This window comes from Pedobacter psychrodurus (assembly GCF_032678585.1).
GTDB lineage: Bacteria > Bacteroidota > Bacteroidia > Sphingobacteriales > Sphingobacteriaceae > Pedobacter > Pedobacter psychrodurus_A.
In genome coordinates, this window is record NZ_JAVTSN010000034.1 from 58,848 (window position 1) to 77,334 (window position 18,487).

The following is an 18,487-nucleotide window of genomic DNA, read 5'->3' on the forward strand; positions in this document are numbered from 1 at the left end:
GGGATCTAGAGTGTGTTATATCCAAGGCCGTTTAACAATGAATACGAGGCTCATTTGAAACTCATTTCCATCGATCTCCGTATTTGTTTGCGAAGTGCAGATTCGGTGCCTAAAGCAGCGATAGGTAAATCTGTGTTGGACCTTTCAGGATAGAAAAAAGGACTTTTTAGAATACTTTCTCATTCACGATCAGTTGATATTTGTGTAATCAAATAATTTTAAATGAAAAAGAATATAACGGTGCTCGTAACCGGTGGAAATGGTTTCGTTGGAATGCGGATTATTTTGCAGTTGCTACAAAAAGGTTATATAGTCAGGGCGACCTTGCGTAACCTGAAAAGCGCAGCTAAAGTATTGGAAACCCTTCGGCGAAATGAAGTTATGGACCTGGAAAACCTCACTTTTTTTGAAACTGAGCTAACCCGCGATGACAATTGGCTCCAGGCGATGACCGGCTGCAACTTTGTCCTCAGCGTAGCATCACCAGTATTTTTTGAAGTTCCCAAAGTTGAAAGCGAGGCGATCCGTCCGGCAGTGGAGGGGATTTTAAGAGTGCTCAAATTTGCCAAACAGGCTGGCGTTAAAAGGGTCGTAATGACATCCAATTTCGGTGCAGTTGGATTTAGTCAAACGGATAAACAGGTAGAGACCACTGAATCTGACTGGACGGATACTAATACGAAAGGGCTGTCTGTTTACGAGAAATCAAAGACCCTAGCAGAATTAGCTGCATGGGATTATGTAAAAAACAGCGGTGGGATGCTGGAATTTGTGACCATAAATCCTGTAGCTGTTTTAGGACCCTCCCTGGATGCCCATGTTTCCGGAAGTTTTCATTTGCTTATAAATTTATTGAATGGGTCAATGAAAGCAATTCCAGATATTCAGCTGAATGTTGTAGATGTTAGGGATGTAGCTGATCTTCACATTCTGGCTATGACCAGCCCTGCAGCTAACGGACAAAGATTTATAGCCTCTGCAGACGGCCATATTTCGATGCCAGAAATAGCCGGGATGTTAAAGGATAATTACCCGGGTCTCTCAAAAAAAATCTCCAATAATAAAGTCCCTAATTGGGTGTTAAGTCTTGCCTCCCTTTTTAATGCTAAAGCTAAAGAGGGATTGATGCTCTTGAAGATGAACCGGAACGTAAGCAATGCCAAGAGTAAACTCATTTTGGGATGGAGTCCAATTGCATCACAGGAAGAGGCCATTTTAGCATCCGTGCAAAGCATTGCTAAATATAAACTCTTGGATAATAAATAAATGTAAATTATGGTGAATAAACTAATAAGTTGTATATTAATCTTATCCTCCGCATATATAGGGATAACCCATGGTCTTCGTGTATTTAGCAAGCCGACGGAAATTTATCTTGAAATGATGTCCAGGTTAGGGATTTCTGATACACTGCGTATTTGCATGGGCTTATGGTCGATCGGATCGGCAATATTGATATTGTTTCCGAACACATTTTTCCTTGGAAACCTATCCAGAGCAATTTTACTTGTGGCAATGATGGCTTTGGCTTTAAAGGCTGATAATTATAAATTTGCATTGATTGAGGTTCCCTTTTTAATCATGCCGTTATTATTGATTTATTTGGGACATCCACTTGCGAAAACAGCCAATTTAAATTAGATATCAAAATATGCCTAACTCGGTCAAAGAAAGCCAGATTAATATATTGAAGGAACAATTCATTCACGATCATGTTTTCCTGTACGTCATTACAGGATCTATTCGTTTTTTTAACGGATTTGAGGGGCAGACATTGATAGCAGGAGACTATTGCATCATACGTAAAAATTCGCTTGTGAGATTTGAATTTTTGGAGAGCCCTGAAGTATTTAAACCAATTGTTTTTTGTTTCGATGTATCATTTCTTCAGGCTTTTCAACTTAGGCACAATATCAAGCGCGAGAATGTGCCGCTAGCTGGAAGTCTTGTCAAAATTAAAAAGACGGATTTACTGGTTAGCTTCATCCGTTCATTGAGACCTTATCAGAAAGGTGTCATGCAGCTTGAGGACGCATTTAGTGAATTAAAACACGAGGAATTAATAATTATCCTTTTGAAAAATAATCCTGAATTCTCAACGTTTTTCTTTGATTTTGGTATACCGGAAAAAATAAATCTGGAGGGTTTTATGAACCGTAATTTTACTTTCAATGTAAGTATTCAAAGGTTTGCATTTCTGACAGGCCGGAGCTTATCTGCATTTAAGCGTGATTTTAAGAAAATTTTCAATGAGACGCCGGGCCATTGGTTGATGCAAAAGAGACTTACAGAAGCCTATTATCGTTTGACGGAACAAAAACGTAGACCATCTGAGATATATCTGGACCTTGGATTCGAGAATCTTTCTCATTTTGCAGTGGCTTTCAAAAAACAGTTTGGACTTTCCCCTTCCAAGTTGATAAAGCAATAATTAAATAGAGAAGGACCTTTTTTCCCTTTTTTTTCAGCTGGATAAAAACGAAGCTCCAAACATCATTACCTCTTATCCGGCAGAAAAAGTTTTTATTCGGGGAAGCTGGTTAACCGGTGGGATCTACAAAGATATACTGGCCGATATTGATTTTAAGCCCACAGTAAAAGTAAACATTCGCGATAGCAACCAGAGTTTCACCCCGATGCTTACTGGGAACATCAACTGGATTGCAAGTTCGCAGGCAGACCTCTTTTTGTTGGTGATATTGTAAAAATAAAAGATTACATGGGCAAGGTAGAGGAAATCAACCTAAGAGACACTGTTATCCGTACCTATTAAGGTCAAATGGCGATAATTCCAAATAAGATGTCTTTCAAAATCCAATTGAGAATTATACCCTGCTCGGTAAAAGAAGAATTGATATCAAAGTCGGAATTTCCTATGGTGAAGATCTCGAAAGGGTTCCGTCTACTACCCTGGAGGCGGTTAGAGATATAGGAGGACTGACAAAGGATGATGAGGTTACGATGTTTTTTACAGAATTTGGCGACAGTTCTATTAACTACGTAATCAGGCTTTGGATTAGCATAGCAGAGCAGGTAAATTACCTAGAGGTGCAAAGTCAGGCAATTATCCGCATCAAAAAAGCATGTGATACCCACAATATTATGATACCTGTCCCAATCTGCATATTTCACTATTAGTGACCCCTCCATTTCAGTGCAAAGTGGCCAAATGGATTGCCGAGTAAATGCAATATTGTTCCTTTCCCTCTGAACAAATACCAATAACTCCTCCCAACTGCTTTTTAGATTCAGCTATTTACCAAATAATCTATCCTGGACTCATAAATAGCCCAAAACCAGACCCTCTGGATACCTCAAGTTACGAAATCTCAAAAAATGCGATATAAGCAGCTCACAAGGGCTGATGAACTAACACCATACCTTTGATCATAAGAACTTCCCAGAGGCTCCAATTTCGCTTAAATTCAAAGAATTATTCCTTGATGCTATGGTCTAAAAAAGAGGCTGAGACAACCAAAACGGCCACTTTGCTCCGGAATCAGGCGTCAGTTTGAAGCGAAATGGAGCGTCACTTTGAAAACGGAACGAGCGGCCATTTTCCCTGAAATACCCACCTCAATGGACGTTTGAGCAAAAAGAAATAGGACGTTTAAGCAAAATATAGCATTTATTCTGTATCTACTTTTGTGAAAAAAATAAATGCTAATTAATATTTTGCATATCACCTCCAGTCACAAAGGGCAGAACTCGATAACTACAAAACTTGGAAAAGCGATCATCAATAAAATCAAATTGCAGCAGAGAGACGAAATTAATGTTGACGAGTTGGATGTACTTTTAAATCCATTTCCTCATTTCAGTTCCTTGCAGTGGGAAAGCTACCATACTCCCGTTAATAAATTGACACCAGAGCAAGCCCAGACGGCCCATAGGTCAGATCAGGCCATCAGACAATTACTTGATGCCGACATACTCGTTATTAGCGCCCCAATGCATAATTATGGTATTCCCTCAGCCTTGAAAGCCTATTTTGACCATATCGTGAGAGCTGGTGTAACTTTTGGGTTTTCTGAAAAAGGTCCGGTTGGGATATTTGAAAATAAGAAAGCATATATTGCCTTTTCTGCCGGCTGGGATTTCAGTGATCCCTCGCTAAAATCTCTTGATTTTGCAACACCATACCTCAGAGCTGTTCTTGACCTAATTGGTTTTGAAGTTGTTCGCGAATATCGGGTGGAAGGGGCGATCGGTACCCACGCGAAAGATGTTTTACTTAGGCAGGTCTTAGAAAGTATGATAGTTTAACAATGACTTAATAATAAATGAACTTTTGAGCAAAGTTAAAAACGACGTTTGGGCAAAGCTCAATAAAAACTCAAAGTCGACCTTTGAAAAAATTTAACAAGAAAATGGAAAAATATAAAAATAACTATGATGGGAAAATGCAGTTTCCAATCAATTCCGGTTTTGATAGAAATACAACCGCAGATGAAGTTATAAAAGGTGTAGACCTCAATGGTAAAATAGCCATAGTAACAGGTGGACATTCAGGTTTGGGATTAGAGACTACTAGAATACTTGTCGCGGCTGGTGCAACGGTGATCGTTGGAGCACGTGACATTGAAAAGGCTGCAGAAAATTTGGAAGGTATAGCTAATGTGGAGCTGGTATCTTTGGAGTTAACCGATTCGGGATCTATTGAAAGTTTTGCCGCCAAATTTATTGCCTCTGCAAGGCCTTTGCATTTCCTGTTCAATAATGCAGGTATTATGTGGGTACCGTTGCAACGCGATTCGAGGGGTTACGAAAGTCAGTTCTCAACCAATCATTTGGGACATTTCCATCTGACAGCCCGATTATGGCCGGCATTAAAACAAGCTGAAGGTGCAAGAGTAGTGAACACTTCTTCATGGGGACATCATAATGCACCAGTCGACTTTGAAGACATCAATTTTATTCGCAGGGAATATGAAACAATGAGATCTTATGGACAGTCTAAAACGGCAAATGTATTATTTGCTCTGGAATTGGATGAGCGTGGGAAGCCCTTCGGTGTTCGCTCTTATGCGATCCATCCGGGGGTTGTGCAAAGTACCGGTCTGGCACGTTCACGCAGCCTGGAGGATATGAAAAAGCTGGGTATGCTGGATGCAGATGGGAAACCTGTTTTAAAAGCGGTTCCTGGTGCTAAAACTGTTCAACAAGGAATATCTACACAGATCTGGTGCGCAGTAAGCGCGCAACTTAATGATATTGGTGGGGTGTATTGCGAAAATACCGATATTGCGGTATTGGATGTTAATTTTGATCCGACTGTTGACTGGCGAAAAAATGTTGAAAGTATCAAAGGCGTAATGCCTTATGCTCTGGAAAAAGAATCGGCTAAAAAGCTTTGGACAATAAGTGAGGAGATGAGCGGAGTGGTCTTTAACCTATCTTAACAATTATTACTCTAAAAAGTCAGGCATTTCGGAGCCTGATTTTTTATAAATATTAGCTATTTACTATGGCATTAAAACGTGAAAACAAGTATGCAGAAATGGTTTTCTCCTGCAGTGAAGATCAGCAGTACCGGGGTGAGAAAGTACTTGAAGATCATGCGCTCGTCCGTGTCATTTCTGGTGAGCTGAAAGTTATACAGGCTGATAAAATTTTCCTCTTTAATGCAGGTGATACATTACTGTTTCCACGCAATCAGTTATCGACGCTGGTCAAAACAGCAAAGGATGGTAGAGATTATAAATCCATCGTGATCAGGCTGGCTTCTCCTCAATTGAGGGAGTACTATACGAAGAATAAATATGATCAGCTGCTCGCGCATACTATTGGGATCCTGCCTCTGGAAAAAAATGTTTTACTGGAAAGTTTTTTCTCTTCGGTTTTACCATATTTCGATCTTGATAAGCAATTACCGCCGAAAATACTGGCTCTTAAAATTACTGAGGCAGTTGAAATACTGAGAAATATAAGTAAGGATGTGGACAGTATTCTGTCGGATTTCACAGAGCCAGGTAGAATCAATCTACAAGATTTTATGGAAAAAAATTACATTTTTAATATTCCATTGGTAAAGTTCAGCGCGCTGACGGGTAGAAGTTTGACCACTTTTAAACGAGATTTCGAAAAAGCTTTCCACCTCACCCCGCAACGGTGGCTAACTCAAAAACGTTTGGAACTGGCACATTATTACATTGCAGAAAATCACCTCAAACCGATCAACGTTTATTATGAGGTTGGATTTGAAAACTTGTCCCACTTTTCCCGGGCGTTTAAGAAGCATTTCGGCTATGCACCAACGAATATAACCAAGGATGAGATATTCTGATTGTGCATGAGGGCTCAACAGATTTGGCCTCCCATCGGGTTGAACAGAAATGCTACTTGGGATATCAAAATACCACACTATTACCATTATTCCCTCATTAGTCGATAATAGTCGATGAATCGGGAAAATTAAATCAAAATGTGATACATAGCCTCATAAAATTGAATCGTCAGTGAATGATTCTCATAAACTCATTCCACTAATCAAGTGAATTTTTCAGTTTTTGATAATGAGTTCTCGATAATTTAATTTACAGAAAATTGGGAGATAATTTACTACCAATTAAAATGTCAAGTTTTTCGGTTCAAAATTTCCCGGTGAAGGTTTTTTAAAGAAATAATGACTGAAATTTTTGGAGCAATTATATGAATCCTTTCAACTTTAAATCCTCCACTATGGGTTCAATAAGCAATAAAAAGGCTTTTAAATATTGAAAGTACTCCCGTTGATCGGTACTGACTAAAGCCTTAGAGAAATCTAAGGCTTTTTTTATTCATATATGGCATCAGTTTATATTTTATACTTCAGGAATCTGAATAGATTTTATACTGGTAGCTGTAATAATTTACCGCAGCGACTGGAGCAGCATTTTAATAAAGATTTTGAGGATAGTTTTACGACAAAAGCCGATGACTGAATGTTATTCTTTTCAGTTGCAGATCTGAGTTATCAACAGGCTAGATCTATTGAAGCCCATGTGAAGAAAATGAAAAGTATTGTTTATATAGAAAATCTAAAAAAGTATTCAGATATCGTTGCAAAGCTAATTGAAAAATATCGGTGATGCGGCCCCGATAGCTATCGGGGTGGTAGACGCGCTGGTCTCAAACACCTGCGGGAAACCGTGCTGGTTCGACTCCGGGTACAGAGCGTGAAACGTATATTATTAATGTATTGATTGTTAATGCTTTATATTACAATATTAACTTTGAGCCGCTTGATTTTCCTGTAAAATTCATTTTTACAAAAAAAAAACATAAGTATCAATAAATCAATTGATTAATAAAGTATTGCTTTTTGTCTTGAAATCAATGTTTTTAGCATAATTTATTGTTGTCCATTAGTTTGAAAGTATTACTGGTGACGGTGTTAAACTGAATTTTTAATTATAGACATTTTTGGAACGTGGTTTCTCTTGAAATTTGAGTGAATTTTGGTCTTCTTCCTCATCTAATCTTTGTAAAATAATCTGAACAATAATTTGTGATACTAAATTCAAAAATGGTTTCTGCTTCTGGAATCTTAAATTTGTTCTTTCTGTCAGATATTCTTTTAACTCTCCTTTTTCATCTATTAAAAGTTATTACGTGAGTATGTTAAAAAGAGGATAAATGGGTACTTTTTAAGCATTTAATGATATTAATTTGCGAATAAGTTGTCAGATAATTCCAATTCTCTATAATTGAAGAAAATATAAATTCTAATGAAAATCAAGGTGCTGTTTACAGCTGCTCTACTATTTGCTCAAGTTGGTTGGGCACAAATACAGAAAACAACTGATACGATCTATGCAACTGCATTAAGGCCTTTTGGAAGGTCTCTGATTAATAAAGAGCATAAATTGGAAATGATCGGCTCTGCTGTACATTTAGGCTTTAAGTTTGAAGGTAGTCAATGTGCTGTTTATGTTTCGGTAAGCAATCAGGGTACTCATAATTATATCCAGTATGAATTAGATGGAGTTTATCAAAAACGAATCCGGATAGAAGGTGGTTTAAAGGATCCGATAATAATAAATAATTTGAGCAAGGGCTCTCATACCATCTGGATATATAAAGCCACCGAAGCGCACACTGGGGCAATAATAATTTCAAAAATTGCAGCGCGCAATATAAAGCCGGTATCACTTAACAAGGTGCCTATAATTGAGTTTATTGGCAATAGTATCACTTGTGGAGCAGCAGCAGACACATCTGAAGTTGCCTGTGGCAAAGGGGTGTACCAAGACCAGCACAATGCCTACATGGCCTACGGACCAAGGGTAGCAAGAGCTCTCGGTTTAAACTACATTATGAGCAGTGTAAGCGGTATAGGGATTTACCGTACATGGAATCTGGACGGCCCTTCCATGCCTCAGGTTTATGAAAACATCGATTTTCAGATTGATAATCAGCTTAAATGGGATTTTAAAACTTACAGTCCAAGCATCATAAGCATTGCTCTGGGTACAAATGACTTGAGCAATGGAGATGGGAAATCGCCAAGAAAACCTTTCGATGAAAAAGTTTTTACGGATGATTTTGTGGGTTTTATCCGTTTCATAAAGCTTAAATACCCGAAGGCTCAAATCGCATTGTTAAGCAGCCCGATGGTGTCAGGTTCATCCAGGGCAATTTTAGAAAAATGTCTTTCATCCATAAAGTCAAAGGTTGATGTTTTGTACCCAGGAGATAAGCCGGTTGCAACGTTTTTCTTTCCTTTGATGCAGGCTCATGGTTGTACGGGCCACCCCAGTGTTGCAGATCACCTTATTTTAGCTCAGCAACTAGAACCATTTTTTCGGAAGCTGATGAAAAAATAGAGGTATAAAAAGTCAAGTCCTCATTCAGGCACACCTGGTTTGGAACAGTATTTTTGACCTGCATTTTTTCTTGAAAGATAAAAGGTTGTTGGTTGGAGTTTGATACCCACTAATGCACTTTTAAATTAACCTAATGATGATTGGCAGGGTTCTCTTGTTTATGCTTTAGCGTATTAATTAAAGCGCTGATCTTACTTTATCACATTTTGGGTGATTAATATCGAATTTTATAGGAAAAAAAAGTATAGACTTTCGGTTTCTGTTATTTGAGCTAAAAACCTTGATAATGATAGTTTTATGGGGTGTGTATGTTTTTTATTGTATTTTTTAGATTATCATAAGTTAAAATAATACTATAAAAGCCATTAACATTGCTGTTAAATTTGAGTTAATAAATAACAACTAAATATAAACATTATGAGTACAACTTTACGAACAGTAATTCTGTTTGTGATGTGTATAGGCTTTCTAACCAGAGTCGCTGCACAAAATGCCTCCAAGGTAGTCACAGGAACAGTTTATGATGAAAAAGGTACAACCCTGCCCGGAGTAGGTGTTATGGTAAAAGGGACTTCCATAGCAACAAGTACCAATATTGATGGAAAATATTCCATCACGGTACCTGCTAACGGCACCGTTTTAGTTTATAGTTTTATTGGCTCTACAAGTCAGGAAGTGGTAATTGGGGCTAAAACACTGATCAATGTTAATCTGAAATCCGCATCAACCGCTTTATCTGATGTTGTTGTTATCGGTTATGGAACCCAGAAAAGACAGGATGTTAATGGTTCGGTATCATCAGTTTTAGCTAAAGATATTGCCAACGTTCCCCAGCCAAGTTTAGATCAGTTGATTCAGGGTAAAGCTGCAGGTGTAACCATTACACAAAATTCTGGCGGTCCGGGCAGCGCTACCTCGGTGCGTATCCGCGGCATTACTTCATTTGGCGGGAGTGAACCTTTATATGTGATTGATGGTGTGCCGATTCAGGGTGATGCAACCAATAAAAGTGGTAACGGAAGATCACCTCAGTTAACACGTACTGGTGGTGGCCAGGAAGAAACCGGGGTAAGTCCCCTTTCGAGGATTAATCCAAGTGATATAGAATCTATAGATATATTAAAAGATGCTTCTGCAACCGCTATTTATGGTAGCCGTGGTGCAAATGGAGTTGTTATCGTTACTACAAAACGTGGTAAAAATGGTAGTGCAAAAGTTAGCTACGATGGTTATTATGGATTTCAGGAGCAGGGTAAGTTTCTGGATATGATGGATCTCAAACAGTTTGCCGGTTTACAGAATGCTTTGGCTGATAAATTCGGTCTGCAGAGAAGGGTCGAATTTGCAGATCCAACTATTTTGGGAACAGGAACAGACTGGCAGGACGCGATTTTTCAGACCGCTCCCCAGCAAAATCACCAGTTGTCCTTTTCTGGTGGTAAAGATGGTGTAGATTATTATGTTTCGGGAGGCTACTTAAAGCAAGAAGGAACAATTATAGGAAGTGATTTTAAACGTTATTCTTTCCGTACCAATGTGAATGGCCAGGTTAAAGATTGGTTAAAAATCGGCAGTACAATCGGAGCGGCCAGAACAAATCAAAACATTGGCTTAGGAAGCAATACCGGTATTGTGTACAATGCATTGTCAAGCGCGCCGGATAATCCGATTTATAATGCTGATGGATCTTTCGCAGGACCAACGCTTGATGCAGGTGGTTTAGCGCAGGGAACGGTTAATCCAGTTGCACAGGCATTAAGTTTAACCAATACTTTGTTAAGCAACAATATAAACGGTAGTGCATATGCTGACTTAAAGATTTTTAAGGATTTAAGCTTACGTTCAGAACTCAACGGAGATTTTAACTGGTCGGAAGCACAGACTTTTAAGCCAACCTATCAATGGGGCGCATTTTCTAATCAAACAGCGAGGTTGGATCAATACAATTCGAACAGTACCTATTGGGGATGGAAGGAATACCTGAACTATGCGCACACTTTTGGTACCAAACATAACTTAACTGCCCTGGCAGGATATGAGGTTTGGCAGGCTACATGGGGTGGCGTATCTAACAAAATCGAAAACTTTGCTTCAGGAAATACGATTCAGACTTTAGGCTTTGGTGATCAGACAACTGCTTTGATCGATCAGAACAAAGGAAGTCAGGTAATGGAATCTTTTTTAGGAAGAGCCATTTATACCTATAACAATAGATACAGCATCACAGCTAGTATCCGTTCTGATAAATCTTCTAAATTTGCTGAAGGGCATAAAGTAGGCTATTTTCCGGCTGCTGCGGTGTCCTGGAGATTATCTGAAGAGTCTTTCATGGAAAGTACAAAATCGGTTATCGACAATATTAAAATCAGGTTAAACTATGGGGAAACCGGAAATCAGAACATTCCAAACTACTTATACGGATCATCTATCAAAGCGGTTGCCACTGGCTTAGGTACAGGGTTTGTAACCAATAACGTAGCCAACTTAGATTTAACCTGGGAATCGGCTATCCAGAAAGGAGCAGGCGTTGATTTTAGCTTGTTCAAAGGCAGAATCGATGCAAGTTTTGATTACTATATCAAAAACTCTAAAAACTTCTTATTTCAAAAACCGCTTCCGGCTTTTTTATTGGGCGGATCTGCTGAATATTCTGATGTTGCTGCCATTAAATCTCCTTATTATAATGCAGGGCAGATTGAAAACAAAGGTTTTGAATTTAGCATCAACACAAAAAATATCGTAAATGAGAACTTTAAGTGGAATACTACTTTAATCTTTTCTAAATATAAAAACAACGTGGTATCCTTAAATGGATCACCAGCGTTAATCGGTAGCATCAACAGTAGCTTTATAAGCTTGCCGGTAACCAAAACAACCGAAGGTGGCCCTGTTGGTGAGTTTTTTGGTTATAAAGTGAAAGGTGTAATTAAAACCGATGCAGATTTACAGTATATCGCTTCACATCCTCAAAATGTAACAGGCGGAACGTCCCCAGCGGTGATTACTAACGATCCGGCAATTGCCAATTCCATTTACCTGGGCGATCTGATGTACGAAGATACCAATGGCGATGGTAAGGTTGATGCAAATGACCAGGTTGCTTTGGGGAATCCGAACCCTGATTTTACTTATAGCATCACGAATAACTTTACATATAAAAATTTCGAATTATCTGTTTTTCTGAACGGATCTTACGGTGGGAAAATCCTGAATGCGCTAAATTATCAGATTGCAGGTTTATCAGGTTTGTACACCAACCAATTGGCCTCTTCGAGCAACTTCTGGAGCCCAAGCAATCCAACATCCGATATTCCTGCACCAAAAGGTGGTATTGCCAATAATAACCTGGTGATGTCTGACCGCTTTTTGGAAAGCGCATCTTTCCTACGTGTTCAGAATGTAAGGTTAGGTTATAGTTTTCCTGAAAAATGGATCAAACATGCTAAACTAAGCCGCCTAAGTGTTTTTGCAAGTGGACAAAACCTTTACGTATTCACCAAATACTCAGGTCTGGATCCTGAAATCGGATCACTGAATCAGAACCCGATTTACAGCAATATTGATATGGGAAGATATCCGATTCCACGCACCATCACATTCGGAGTTAACGCACAGTTTTAATTATTAACGACATCGATATGAAACTTTATATAAAACAGATCATAACAATGGCAGCCTTGGTTGGGGTAACGACTACGGGTTGTAAAAAAGAATTTTTTAACCGCCCACCGGAAGATCAGTACACTGTTGGCGGATATTATACTACGGCTGCTCAGGTTCAATCGAGCACAAATGCACTTTATGCGGCGCCCTGGTTTGGTTGGAATACCAAAGTAAGTTGGGCGATAACTGAGTTGGCAAGTGGAAACGGTAGAAGTGGCTCTGATGATGTTAAAGCATTTGGAAATTTTTCTGTATCCAATGGTAATTTTGAATTAAGCGCTGCCTGGAATTCATTATTTACCGTTGTAGCACAATCGAATGCCGTAATTTACAATTTGCCAACGGTTCCGGCATCGGTTCCTGTTGCGGTAGTTAATAATGCTTTGGGCGAAGCCCACGTTCTGCGTGCACTGGCTTATTTTCACCTCGTAAGAATTTTTGGTAACGTTCCAATTATCGAAAACCCTCTTGATTTTGTGGGCAGTCCGTCTACCATCCGAACAAATCCGGTTACTGATATCTATAAATTTATTTTAAACGATCTGAAGTTCGGAGAGGCGAACTGTAATCCAAATGTTGCAGGTACCGGACACGTATCAAGTGGTTCCGCATCGGCTTTGATGGCAAAAGTTTATCTGTATATGCAAGATTATGCAAATGCAAAAGCGCAGGCAGAAAAAGTAATCAACAGCCACGAATTTGGCCTGTTTGGAGTAGATGTTGCAGGCAGAACTTACGCTGACCTCTTCAAGATTGCCAACAATAACAATAAAGAATCTATTATTGCTTTACAGTGGTTGTCTAACGGTGGTTATGGCTTTGGAAACGGTATGCAGGCTTCTTTGGCATATAGCTCTGAAATTACCCAAACCGGTGATGGTTATGGCGTTTTAGCACCAACTTTCGATCTGATAGATGCTTATCCGTCTAACGATCAGCGAAGAAAAGCAACCATCATGTTGCCTGGTGATTATTACCCTGAATTAAACCAGGCTGGCGGTGGTTATACCGTTCCTGCCAATGCAAGTTCGCAAGGAACCCATGCGCAGATTAAAAAGTACGTAATCGGTTCTCCTGCAGATAATGGCGGTAAAAGTGCATTCCAATCTACCGGTATGAATACTTATATGTTGCGTTTGGCTGATATGTACCTTATTGCTGCTGAAGCTATTCTAGGTGCTTCAGCAGGAAGTAGCCCTACTGGATTGGCGTTAACTGCCAGTACTAGTGATGCTACAGCGGTTAAATATTTAAATACCATCCGGAACAGGGCAGGCCTGGGCTCGGTTTCGACCTTCACTTTTCAGGACCTTTTGAAAGAACGCAGACTGGAATTTGCAATCGAAGGAGATTATTGGTTCGATCTGTGCCGGATTGATGGGTTTAATGTTACTGCCCACCCAAAAGCAATCGCGATTATTAAAGCTCAGGATAGAGGCGATTCTAGTAACGATACGCCACCTGTAAGGTACGGAAATGGCTATTTTACTCCTACAGATGCAAATTTCCTGTTGCCATATCCAGCAACAGAAGTTGCAAACGATCCTGCACTGAATCAACCTCCTGTACCTTACACTTTTAAATAAAATATGATTTACAGCATCACATTTAAAAAGAAGAGAAAATGAAAAATTTAATTAATAAACAACACAGAACGCTGCTGCTATTATTTGTTTTAGCAGTTATCGGGATGACCGCCTGTAAAAAAGATGGTTCTGAAGCTGGTAAAGGTGCGCCAACGATCTTGAGGGTGCGTACCATTAGTAAATCGTACATCGATAGTAAATTAACAACAACGATTACAACCTACGATGCCAATGGAAAAGCAACCTCGGTTACTTATCCGAATACTACGCCACAGGTTGTAGCGATGGATTCTACCACTACCGATGGGAATTTACAAAACATGTATGCCATCATCGGTACAAACCTCGCAAGTGTTACTACGGTTTCGTTTAATGGTGTTTCGGTTTATTTTAACAAAGCATTAGGTTCTGATAGCACCATTCTGATAGGCATTCCTAAAACAACTCCAGCAGGGCCAACGCAAAGCAATACGTTGTCGGTTACCACGCTTAATGGAAAAGTAGATTATAAATTTTCAATTCTGCTTCCTCCGCCAACGGTTACGGATGTTTCTAATTACAACTTCTCCAATGGCTCTGAAATTACTTTAACAGGTATTGGCCTTGCAAGTGTTACCGACGTACAATTGGGCACTTCAGCAAGTAAAGCAACCATTTCATCTAAAAGCGATACACAGCTAACCGTTAAAATGCCAGGTTCTACATCAACCTCTACCACATTGTTACTGATTTATTCGGGTGGTCAGGTGGCCTTGAAACAGGTTTTTGTAAATCTGGATCAGGCCTATAAATTCTTTACTGAAGATTATGGTACAGATTGGAGCGGTAATTTTTGGGGAAGCGGAGAAGTTTCTTCAGCAACTGCGAAATCGGGAGTGAAATCGCTAAAACTAACTTACGCAAAAGGCAACTGGAGCGCTAATGGCGTAGCCAACTGGAATGTAGGCTTGCCAAGTAACGGTGGTTTTACTTACCTTTCGTTTTACATCAAAGGAGGTAGTCAGGATTACACGCTGTATCTCACTGGAGATAAACGTGCAACGCCTTACGGAAACGGAGATCAATCGACGCCGATAACTGTAAAAGCAAGCGTTTGGAATTATTATAAACTTCCGCTGTCTTCACTTGGCCTCTGGACTACCGGATCGCCATCAAACACATTGGGTTTCTGGATTAAAGGTCCGGATGCACAGGATGAAAGCTTCTATATTGATGATTGGGTTCTTATAAAATAACCTTAGATAACCTTAATCCGGTTCGCCATGAAACAAAGTGATGAGCCGGGTTTTTTTATGCCCATAATATTTATTTATGACCTATATAGCTCAAAAAATAACATTTCGGATCATCTTGTGCTGTTGGTTCATATTTTTAATTTCAGCAGCAAATGCCCAGAAGACTGCTTTTGTAAGATCAGTTGACCATCAGTTCAAGATTAATGGAAGCCCTTATTATTACATCGGTGCCAACTACTGGTATGGTGGTTTACTTGCTTTGGAAAAAGATCCGGTAAGGGGTAAACAGAGACTGATCAATGAACTTGATTTTTTGAAATCAAAAGGTATCAATAACCTGCGTGTACTGGTTGGTTCTGAAGGTGAGGGTAAAATAAACGGTGTAGATCGTGTTAAGCCCGTGCTGCAGGCCCGTCATAATGTTTTTAACGGATCACTTTTGAAAGGACTGGATTTTTTATTGTTTGAAATGGCCAAAAGGAAAATGGTTGCAGTTTTGTTTTTAAGCAATAACTGGGAGTGGAGTGGTGGTTTTATGCAATACCTGAACTGGAACGGGCAAATTGATAACGAAACATTAAAACGAAAATTAACCTGGGATGAGCAGCGTGATTATACGAGTAAGTTTTATTCTTGCGAAGCTTGCAAAACCGATTATCAAAAGCAGTTGGATTTTATACTTCAGCATAGAAATACTTACAACGGCAAAAAGTATATCAATGAATCCGCTATTATGGCCTGGGAACTTGCAAATGAACCGCGGCCAATGCGGCCCGACGCGATTAGTGCTTATAAAAATTGGATCTATGCAACGGCCGGCTACATTAAATCAATTGACAAAAACCACCTTGTTACAATCGGTACGGAAGGTTTTATGGGTACCGAAGAAAACTGGTTACTGTTTAAAGAAATTCATGCCAATAAAAACATTGATTATTTAACCATTCACATCTGGCCGAAAAACTGGGGCTGGTTTAAAGATGCGCCAACAGCTGAAAATTTACCTGCAGTAATCGAAAAAACATCAGCCTATATTAAGCAGCATGAAAACATTGCGCTGCAATTAAAAAAACCTCTGGTTATTGAAGAATTTGGTTTGCCAAGAGATGGCCATGCCTTTGATCCTTCAGGTACAACAGCATTACGCGATGGGTATTTCAATCATATTTTCTCGCTTTGGTCAAATAGCCGAACGCATAACGGAGCAATTGCAGGGTGCAATTTTTGGTCGTTTGCTGGTTCATCGCGACCAATAAATGGACAATTATTTTGGAAAGATGGCGATGATTTTTCTGGAGATCCGCCACAGGAAGAACAGGGTTTAAATTCTGTTTTTGATTCAGATCGATCGACCTGGAACATGATAAAAACCTATTTTAATATTAACCATTCCGCTTTGCAATGAAAAAATATGTCTTTTATTCCGTAATAATTTTGCTTCTAAACACCTTTTCAGTTGCTGCGCAAAAAAACTTGCTGAGTAACGGAGGCTTCGAAGATGGCTTAGACAGCTGGGGGGCAGGTAATGCTAAAGTGACGAATATGGTCCGTAAATCGGGTGAAGCAAGTTTAGCACTGGTAGCTTACGTAAAGGGGAAATGGGAGGGGGCCGATCAGAAAGTAAAACTGCCAAAAAACTCAAAGGCGATTGTAATTACAGGATCTTATAAATTGGATGAGGTAGAACAGGGTGTCAACCCCTGGAACACCGCTGTAATTATTTTAGAGTTTACGGCCGGCGATAGGAAGCTTGGAGATGGAATTCCATTGGTCGAAAAAACGGGAACAGCAGATTGGACCAGTTTTAAGAAAAATTTAAGAGTGCCGGATGAAGCAACAGGTTTTAGGCTAATGGTAGCATTAAGTGAGGCTTCGGGGACTTTTTTTGTTGATGATTTAAGCGCTATAGTAATTTCTATTGATGATTTTGAAAAAGAAACTACGGTTTCAAAAACCAAAAGCTATGAAGATTAAAAAAATATTATTCGGGATTGCAGCATGTAGTACCGTATTTATTTCTTGCAAGAAAAATACAGAAATTATCGGACCTGTACCGGTAACACCTGTGGTGCCCGTTACGACAGTACCGGGTTTGGCAACAGTTAAAACCTGGCTGGTTGATAAGAATGCTACAGACGAAACCGCATCTCTGTTTTATAATTTGAAACAAATTGCAAAAGGAAATGTGCTTTTTGGGCATCAGGACGATACCAAAAGAGGCGTTACCAACGCAAGTACACAATGGGCAAATGAGCAACAGTTTACGGGGGTTTCTACAAGCCAGAGTGATGTAAAGACAATTACCGGTGCTTACCCCGCAGTTTATGGTCACGATTTTATCCACATGACCAATTTCGCCACTGGCAATTGGTTTGATTACGAAAAATCGATCGCCAGAACCTTAACGATTGAAGCTTATAACCGTGGTGGCATCAATACCTATTGCTGGCATTACGCAAATCCGGTTTCTAAAGGTGGGTTTTACTGGTCTGATTCTCCATTTATTGCGGTTAATCAGGTCTTGCCGGGCGGAACGGCAAACGAAACTTTTAAAGCCTCACTGAAAATTGTAGCCGATTATGCCAAAACACTCATTGGAGCAGATGGAAAATTAATACCGATTATTTTTCGGCCTTTTCACGAAATGGATGGCAATTGGTTTTGGTGGGGAAGTGGCCACTGTACCGCCGCCGAATATATTGCCATGTACCAATACACAGTAAAATATCTCCGGGATGATTTAGGCGTAAGGAATTTTCTTTTCGCCTGGTCGCCAGATCGGAATTTCAATTCTCAATCGCAATATCTTAATTACTATCCCGGCGATGATTATGTAGATTTGGTCGGTACTGACAATTATGAGGATATGAAAGCTAATGTTTCACCTGGTATTGCTGCATCGAAATTTAAAATCGTTTCTGATTATGCAAAAGCCCATAACAAACTGGCCGCATTAACCGAAACGGGCCTGCAGAACCTTACCAGGGCAGATTGGTTTACCGGACAGTTGCTTAAATCGTTAAAAAACCAGAACCTTGAATTTGCTTATGCCCTGCTTTGGGCCAATACCAAAGATGCCTACTGGACTCCTTACCCCGGGCATCCGGCAACAAACGATTTTATGAATTTTAAAAATGATGGTTTTGTACTTTTTGCAGACAAAATGCCTTCAGTGTATCAAATTAAATAAATTTTT

Annotated in this window: 15 protein-coding genes; all 15 read left to right on the plus strand. The window is 39.5% G+C overall.

What is annotated here, in order from left to right; all coding sequences use genetic code 11:
• The first annotated feature begins 222 nt into the window (after positions 1–222).
• The 15 genes from R2S57_RS20580 to R2S57_RS20635 all read left to right on the plus strand — a co-directional run bounded on the left by R2S57_RS20580 (position 223) and on the right by R2S57_RS20635 (position 18,481).
• Positions 223–1,266 carry an aldehyde reductase gene (locus R2S57_RS20580; protein ID WP_316846821.1) on the plus strand — a complete coding sequence of 348 codons (1,044 nt, stop codon included), beginning with the start codon at positions 223–225 and terminating at the stop codon, positions 1,264–1,266.
• 385 nt (positions 1,267–1,651) lie between these two features.
• Positions 1,652–2,431 carry an AraC family transcriptional regulator gene (locus R2S57_RS20585; RefSeq protein ID WP_316846822.1) on the plus strand — a complete coding sequence of 260 codons (780 nt, stop codon included), beginning with the start codon at positions 1,652–1,654 and terminating at the stop codon, positions 2,429–2,431.
• Positions 2,432–2,707: 276 nt separating this feature from the next.
• A complete protein-coding gene (locus R2S57_RS30565) occupies positions 2,708–2,773 on the plus strand; it encodes a hypothetical protein (protein WP_410479092.1) in 66 nt (21 codons plus the stop codon).
• Between the two features lie 137 nt (positions 2,774–2,910).
• The gene (locus R2S57_RS30570; RefSeq protein WP_410479093.1) at positions 2,911–3,138 is read left to right on the plus strand and encodes a hypothetical protein; all 228 of its coding nucleotides are present in this window, start codon (positions 2,911–2,913) and stop codon (positions 3,136–3,138) included.
• Between the two features lie 522 nt (positions 3,139–3,660).
• Positions 3,661–4,266 (plus strand): FMN-dependent NADH-azoreductase, encoded by a 606-nt coding sequence (locus R2S57_RS20590; protein ID WP_316846823.1) that lies wholly within the window; start codon positions 3,661–3,663, stop codon positions 4,264–4,266.
• A gap of 104 nt (positions 4,267–4,370) precedes the next feature.
• Positions 4,371–5,402 (plus strand): SDR family NAD(P)-dependent oxidoreductase, encoded by a 1,032-nt coding sequence (locus tag R2S57_RS20595; protein ID WP_316846824.1) that lies wholly within the window; start codon positions 4,371–4,373, stop codon positions 5,400–5,402.
• Between the two features lie 65 nt (positions 5,403–5,467).
• Positions 5,468–6,286 carry an AraC family transcriptional regulator gene (locus R2S57_RS20600; protein WP_316846825.1) on the plus strand — a complete coding sequence of 273 codons (819 nt, stop codon included), beginning with the start codon at positions 5,468–5,470 and terminating at the stop codon, positions 6,284–6,286.
• Between the two features lie 499 nt (positions 6,287–6,785).
• Positions 6,786–6,923, plus strand: a complete 138-nt coding sequence (locus R2S57_RS30575) for a GIY-YIG nuclease family protein (RefSeq protein WP_410479091.1) — start codon at positions 6,786–6,788, stop codon at positions 6,921–6,923.
• Positions 6,924–7,709: 786 nt separating this feature from the next.
• A complete protein-coding gene (locus R2S57_RS20605) occupies positions 7,710–8,807 on the plus strand; it encodes an SGNH/GDSL hydrolase family protein (protein WP_316846826.1) in 1,098 nt (365 codons plus the stop codon).
• 417 nt (positions 8,808–9,224) lie between these two features.
• Positions 9,225–12,428 carry a TonB-dependent receptor gene (locus R2S57_RS20610; RefSeq protein WP_316846827.1) on the plus strand — a complete coding sequence of 1,068 codons (3,204 nt, stop codon included), beginning with the start codon at positions 9,225–9,227 and terminating at the stop codon, positions 12,426–12,428.
• Between the two features lie 17 nt (positions 12,429–12,445).
• Positions 12,446–14,056: a RagB/SusD family nutrient uptake outer membrane protein gene (locus tag R2S57_RS20615; RefSeq protein ID WP_316846828.1), complete on the plus strand. Its 1,611-nt coding sequence runs from the start codon at positions 12,446–12,448 to the stop codon at positions 14,054–14,056.
• A 38-nt stretch (positions 14,057–14,094) separates the two neighbouring features.
• Positions 14,095–15,291, plus strand: a complete 1,197-nt coding sequence (locus tag R2S57_RS20620; RefSeq protein WP_316846829.1) for an IPT/TIG domain-containing protein — start codon at positions 14,095–14,097, stop codon at positions 15,289–15,291.
• A 76-nt stretch (positions 15,292–15,367) separates the two neighbouring features.
• Positions 15,368–16,696, plus strand: coding sequence for a beta-mannosidase (locus R2S57_RS20625; RefSeq protein ID WP_316846830.1), 1,329 nt, complete (start codon positions 15,368–15,370; stop codon positions 16,694–16,696).
• Positions 16,693–17,265, plus strand: a complete 573-nt coding sequence (locus tag R2S57_RS20630; RefSeq protein ID WP_316846831.1) for a hypothetical protein — start codon at positions 16,693–16,695, stop codon at positions 17,263–17,265. Before R2S57_RS20625 ends, R2S57_RS20630 begins: the two co-directional genes overlap by 4 nt.
• Entirely contained in the window at positions 17,255–18,481 is a 1,227-nt protein-coding gene (locus tag R2S57_RS20635) for a glycoside hydrolase family 26 protein (RefSeq protein WP_316846832.1), read from the plus strand. The genes R2S57_RS20630 and R2S57_RS20635 overlap by 11 nt, the downstream gene beginning before the upstream one ends.
• Positions 18,482–18,487: the final 6 nt, after the last annotated feature.

Coding starts and splice junctions, on each gene's coding strand:
- R2S57_RS20580 (WP_316846821.1), top strand. CDS start 223: ATGAAAAAGAATATAACGGTGCTCGTAACCGGTGGAAATGGTTTCGTT.
- R2S57_RS20585 (WP_316846822.1), top strand. CDS start 1,652: ATGCCTAACTCGGTCAAAGAAAGCCAGATTAATATATTGAAGGAACAA.
- R2S57_RS20590 (WP_316846823.1), top strand. CDS start 3,661: ATGCTAATTAATATTTTGCATATCACCTCCAGTCACAAAGGGCAGAAC.
- R2S57_RS20595 (WP_316846824.1), top strand. CDS start 4,371: ATGGAAAAATATAAAAATAACTATGATGGGAAAATGCAGTTTCCAATC.
- R2S57_RS20600 (WP_316846825.1), top strand. CDS start 5,468: ATGGCATTAAAACGTGAAAACAAGTATGCAGAAATGGTTTTCTCCTGC.
- R2S57_RS30575 (WP_410479091.1), top strand. CDS start 6,786: ATGGCATCAGTTTATATTTTATACTTCAGGAATCTGAATAGATTTTAT.
- R2S57_RS20605 (WP_316846826.1), top strand. CDS start 7,710: ATGAAAATCAAGGTGCTGTTTACAGCTGCTCTACTATTTGCTCAAGTT.
- R2S57_RS20610 (WP_316846827.1), top strand. CDS start 9,225: ATGAGTACAACTTTACGAACAGTAATTCTGTTTGTGATGTGTATAGGC.
- R2S57_RS20615 (WP_316846828.1), top strand. CDS start 12,446: ATGAAACTTTATATAAAACAGATCATAACAATGGCAGCCTTGGTTGGG.
- R2S57_RS20620 (WP_316846829.1), top strand. CDS start 14,095: ATGAAAAATTTAATTAATAAACAACACAGAACGCTGCTGCTATTATTT.
- R2S57_RS20625 (WP_316846830.1), top strand. CDS start 15,368: ATGACCTATATAGCTCAAAAAATAACATTTCGGATCATCTTGTGCTGT.
- R2S57_RS20630 (WP_316846831.1), top strand. CDS start 16,693: ATGAAAAAATATGTCTTTTATTCCGTAATAATTTTGCTTCTAAACACC.
- R2S57_RS20635 (WP_316846832.1), top strand. CDS start 17,255: ATGAAGATTAAAAAAATATTATTCGGGATTGCAGCATGTAGTACCGTA.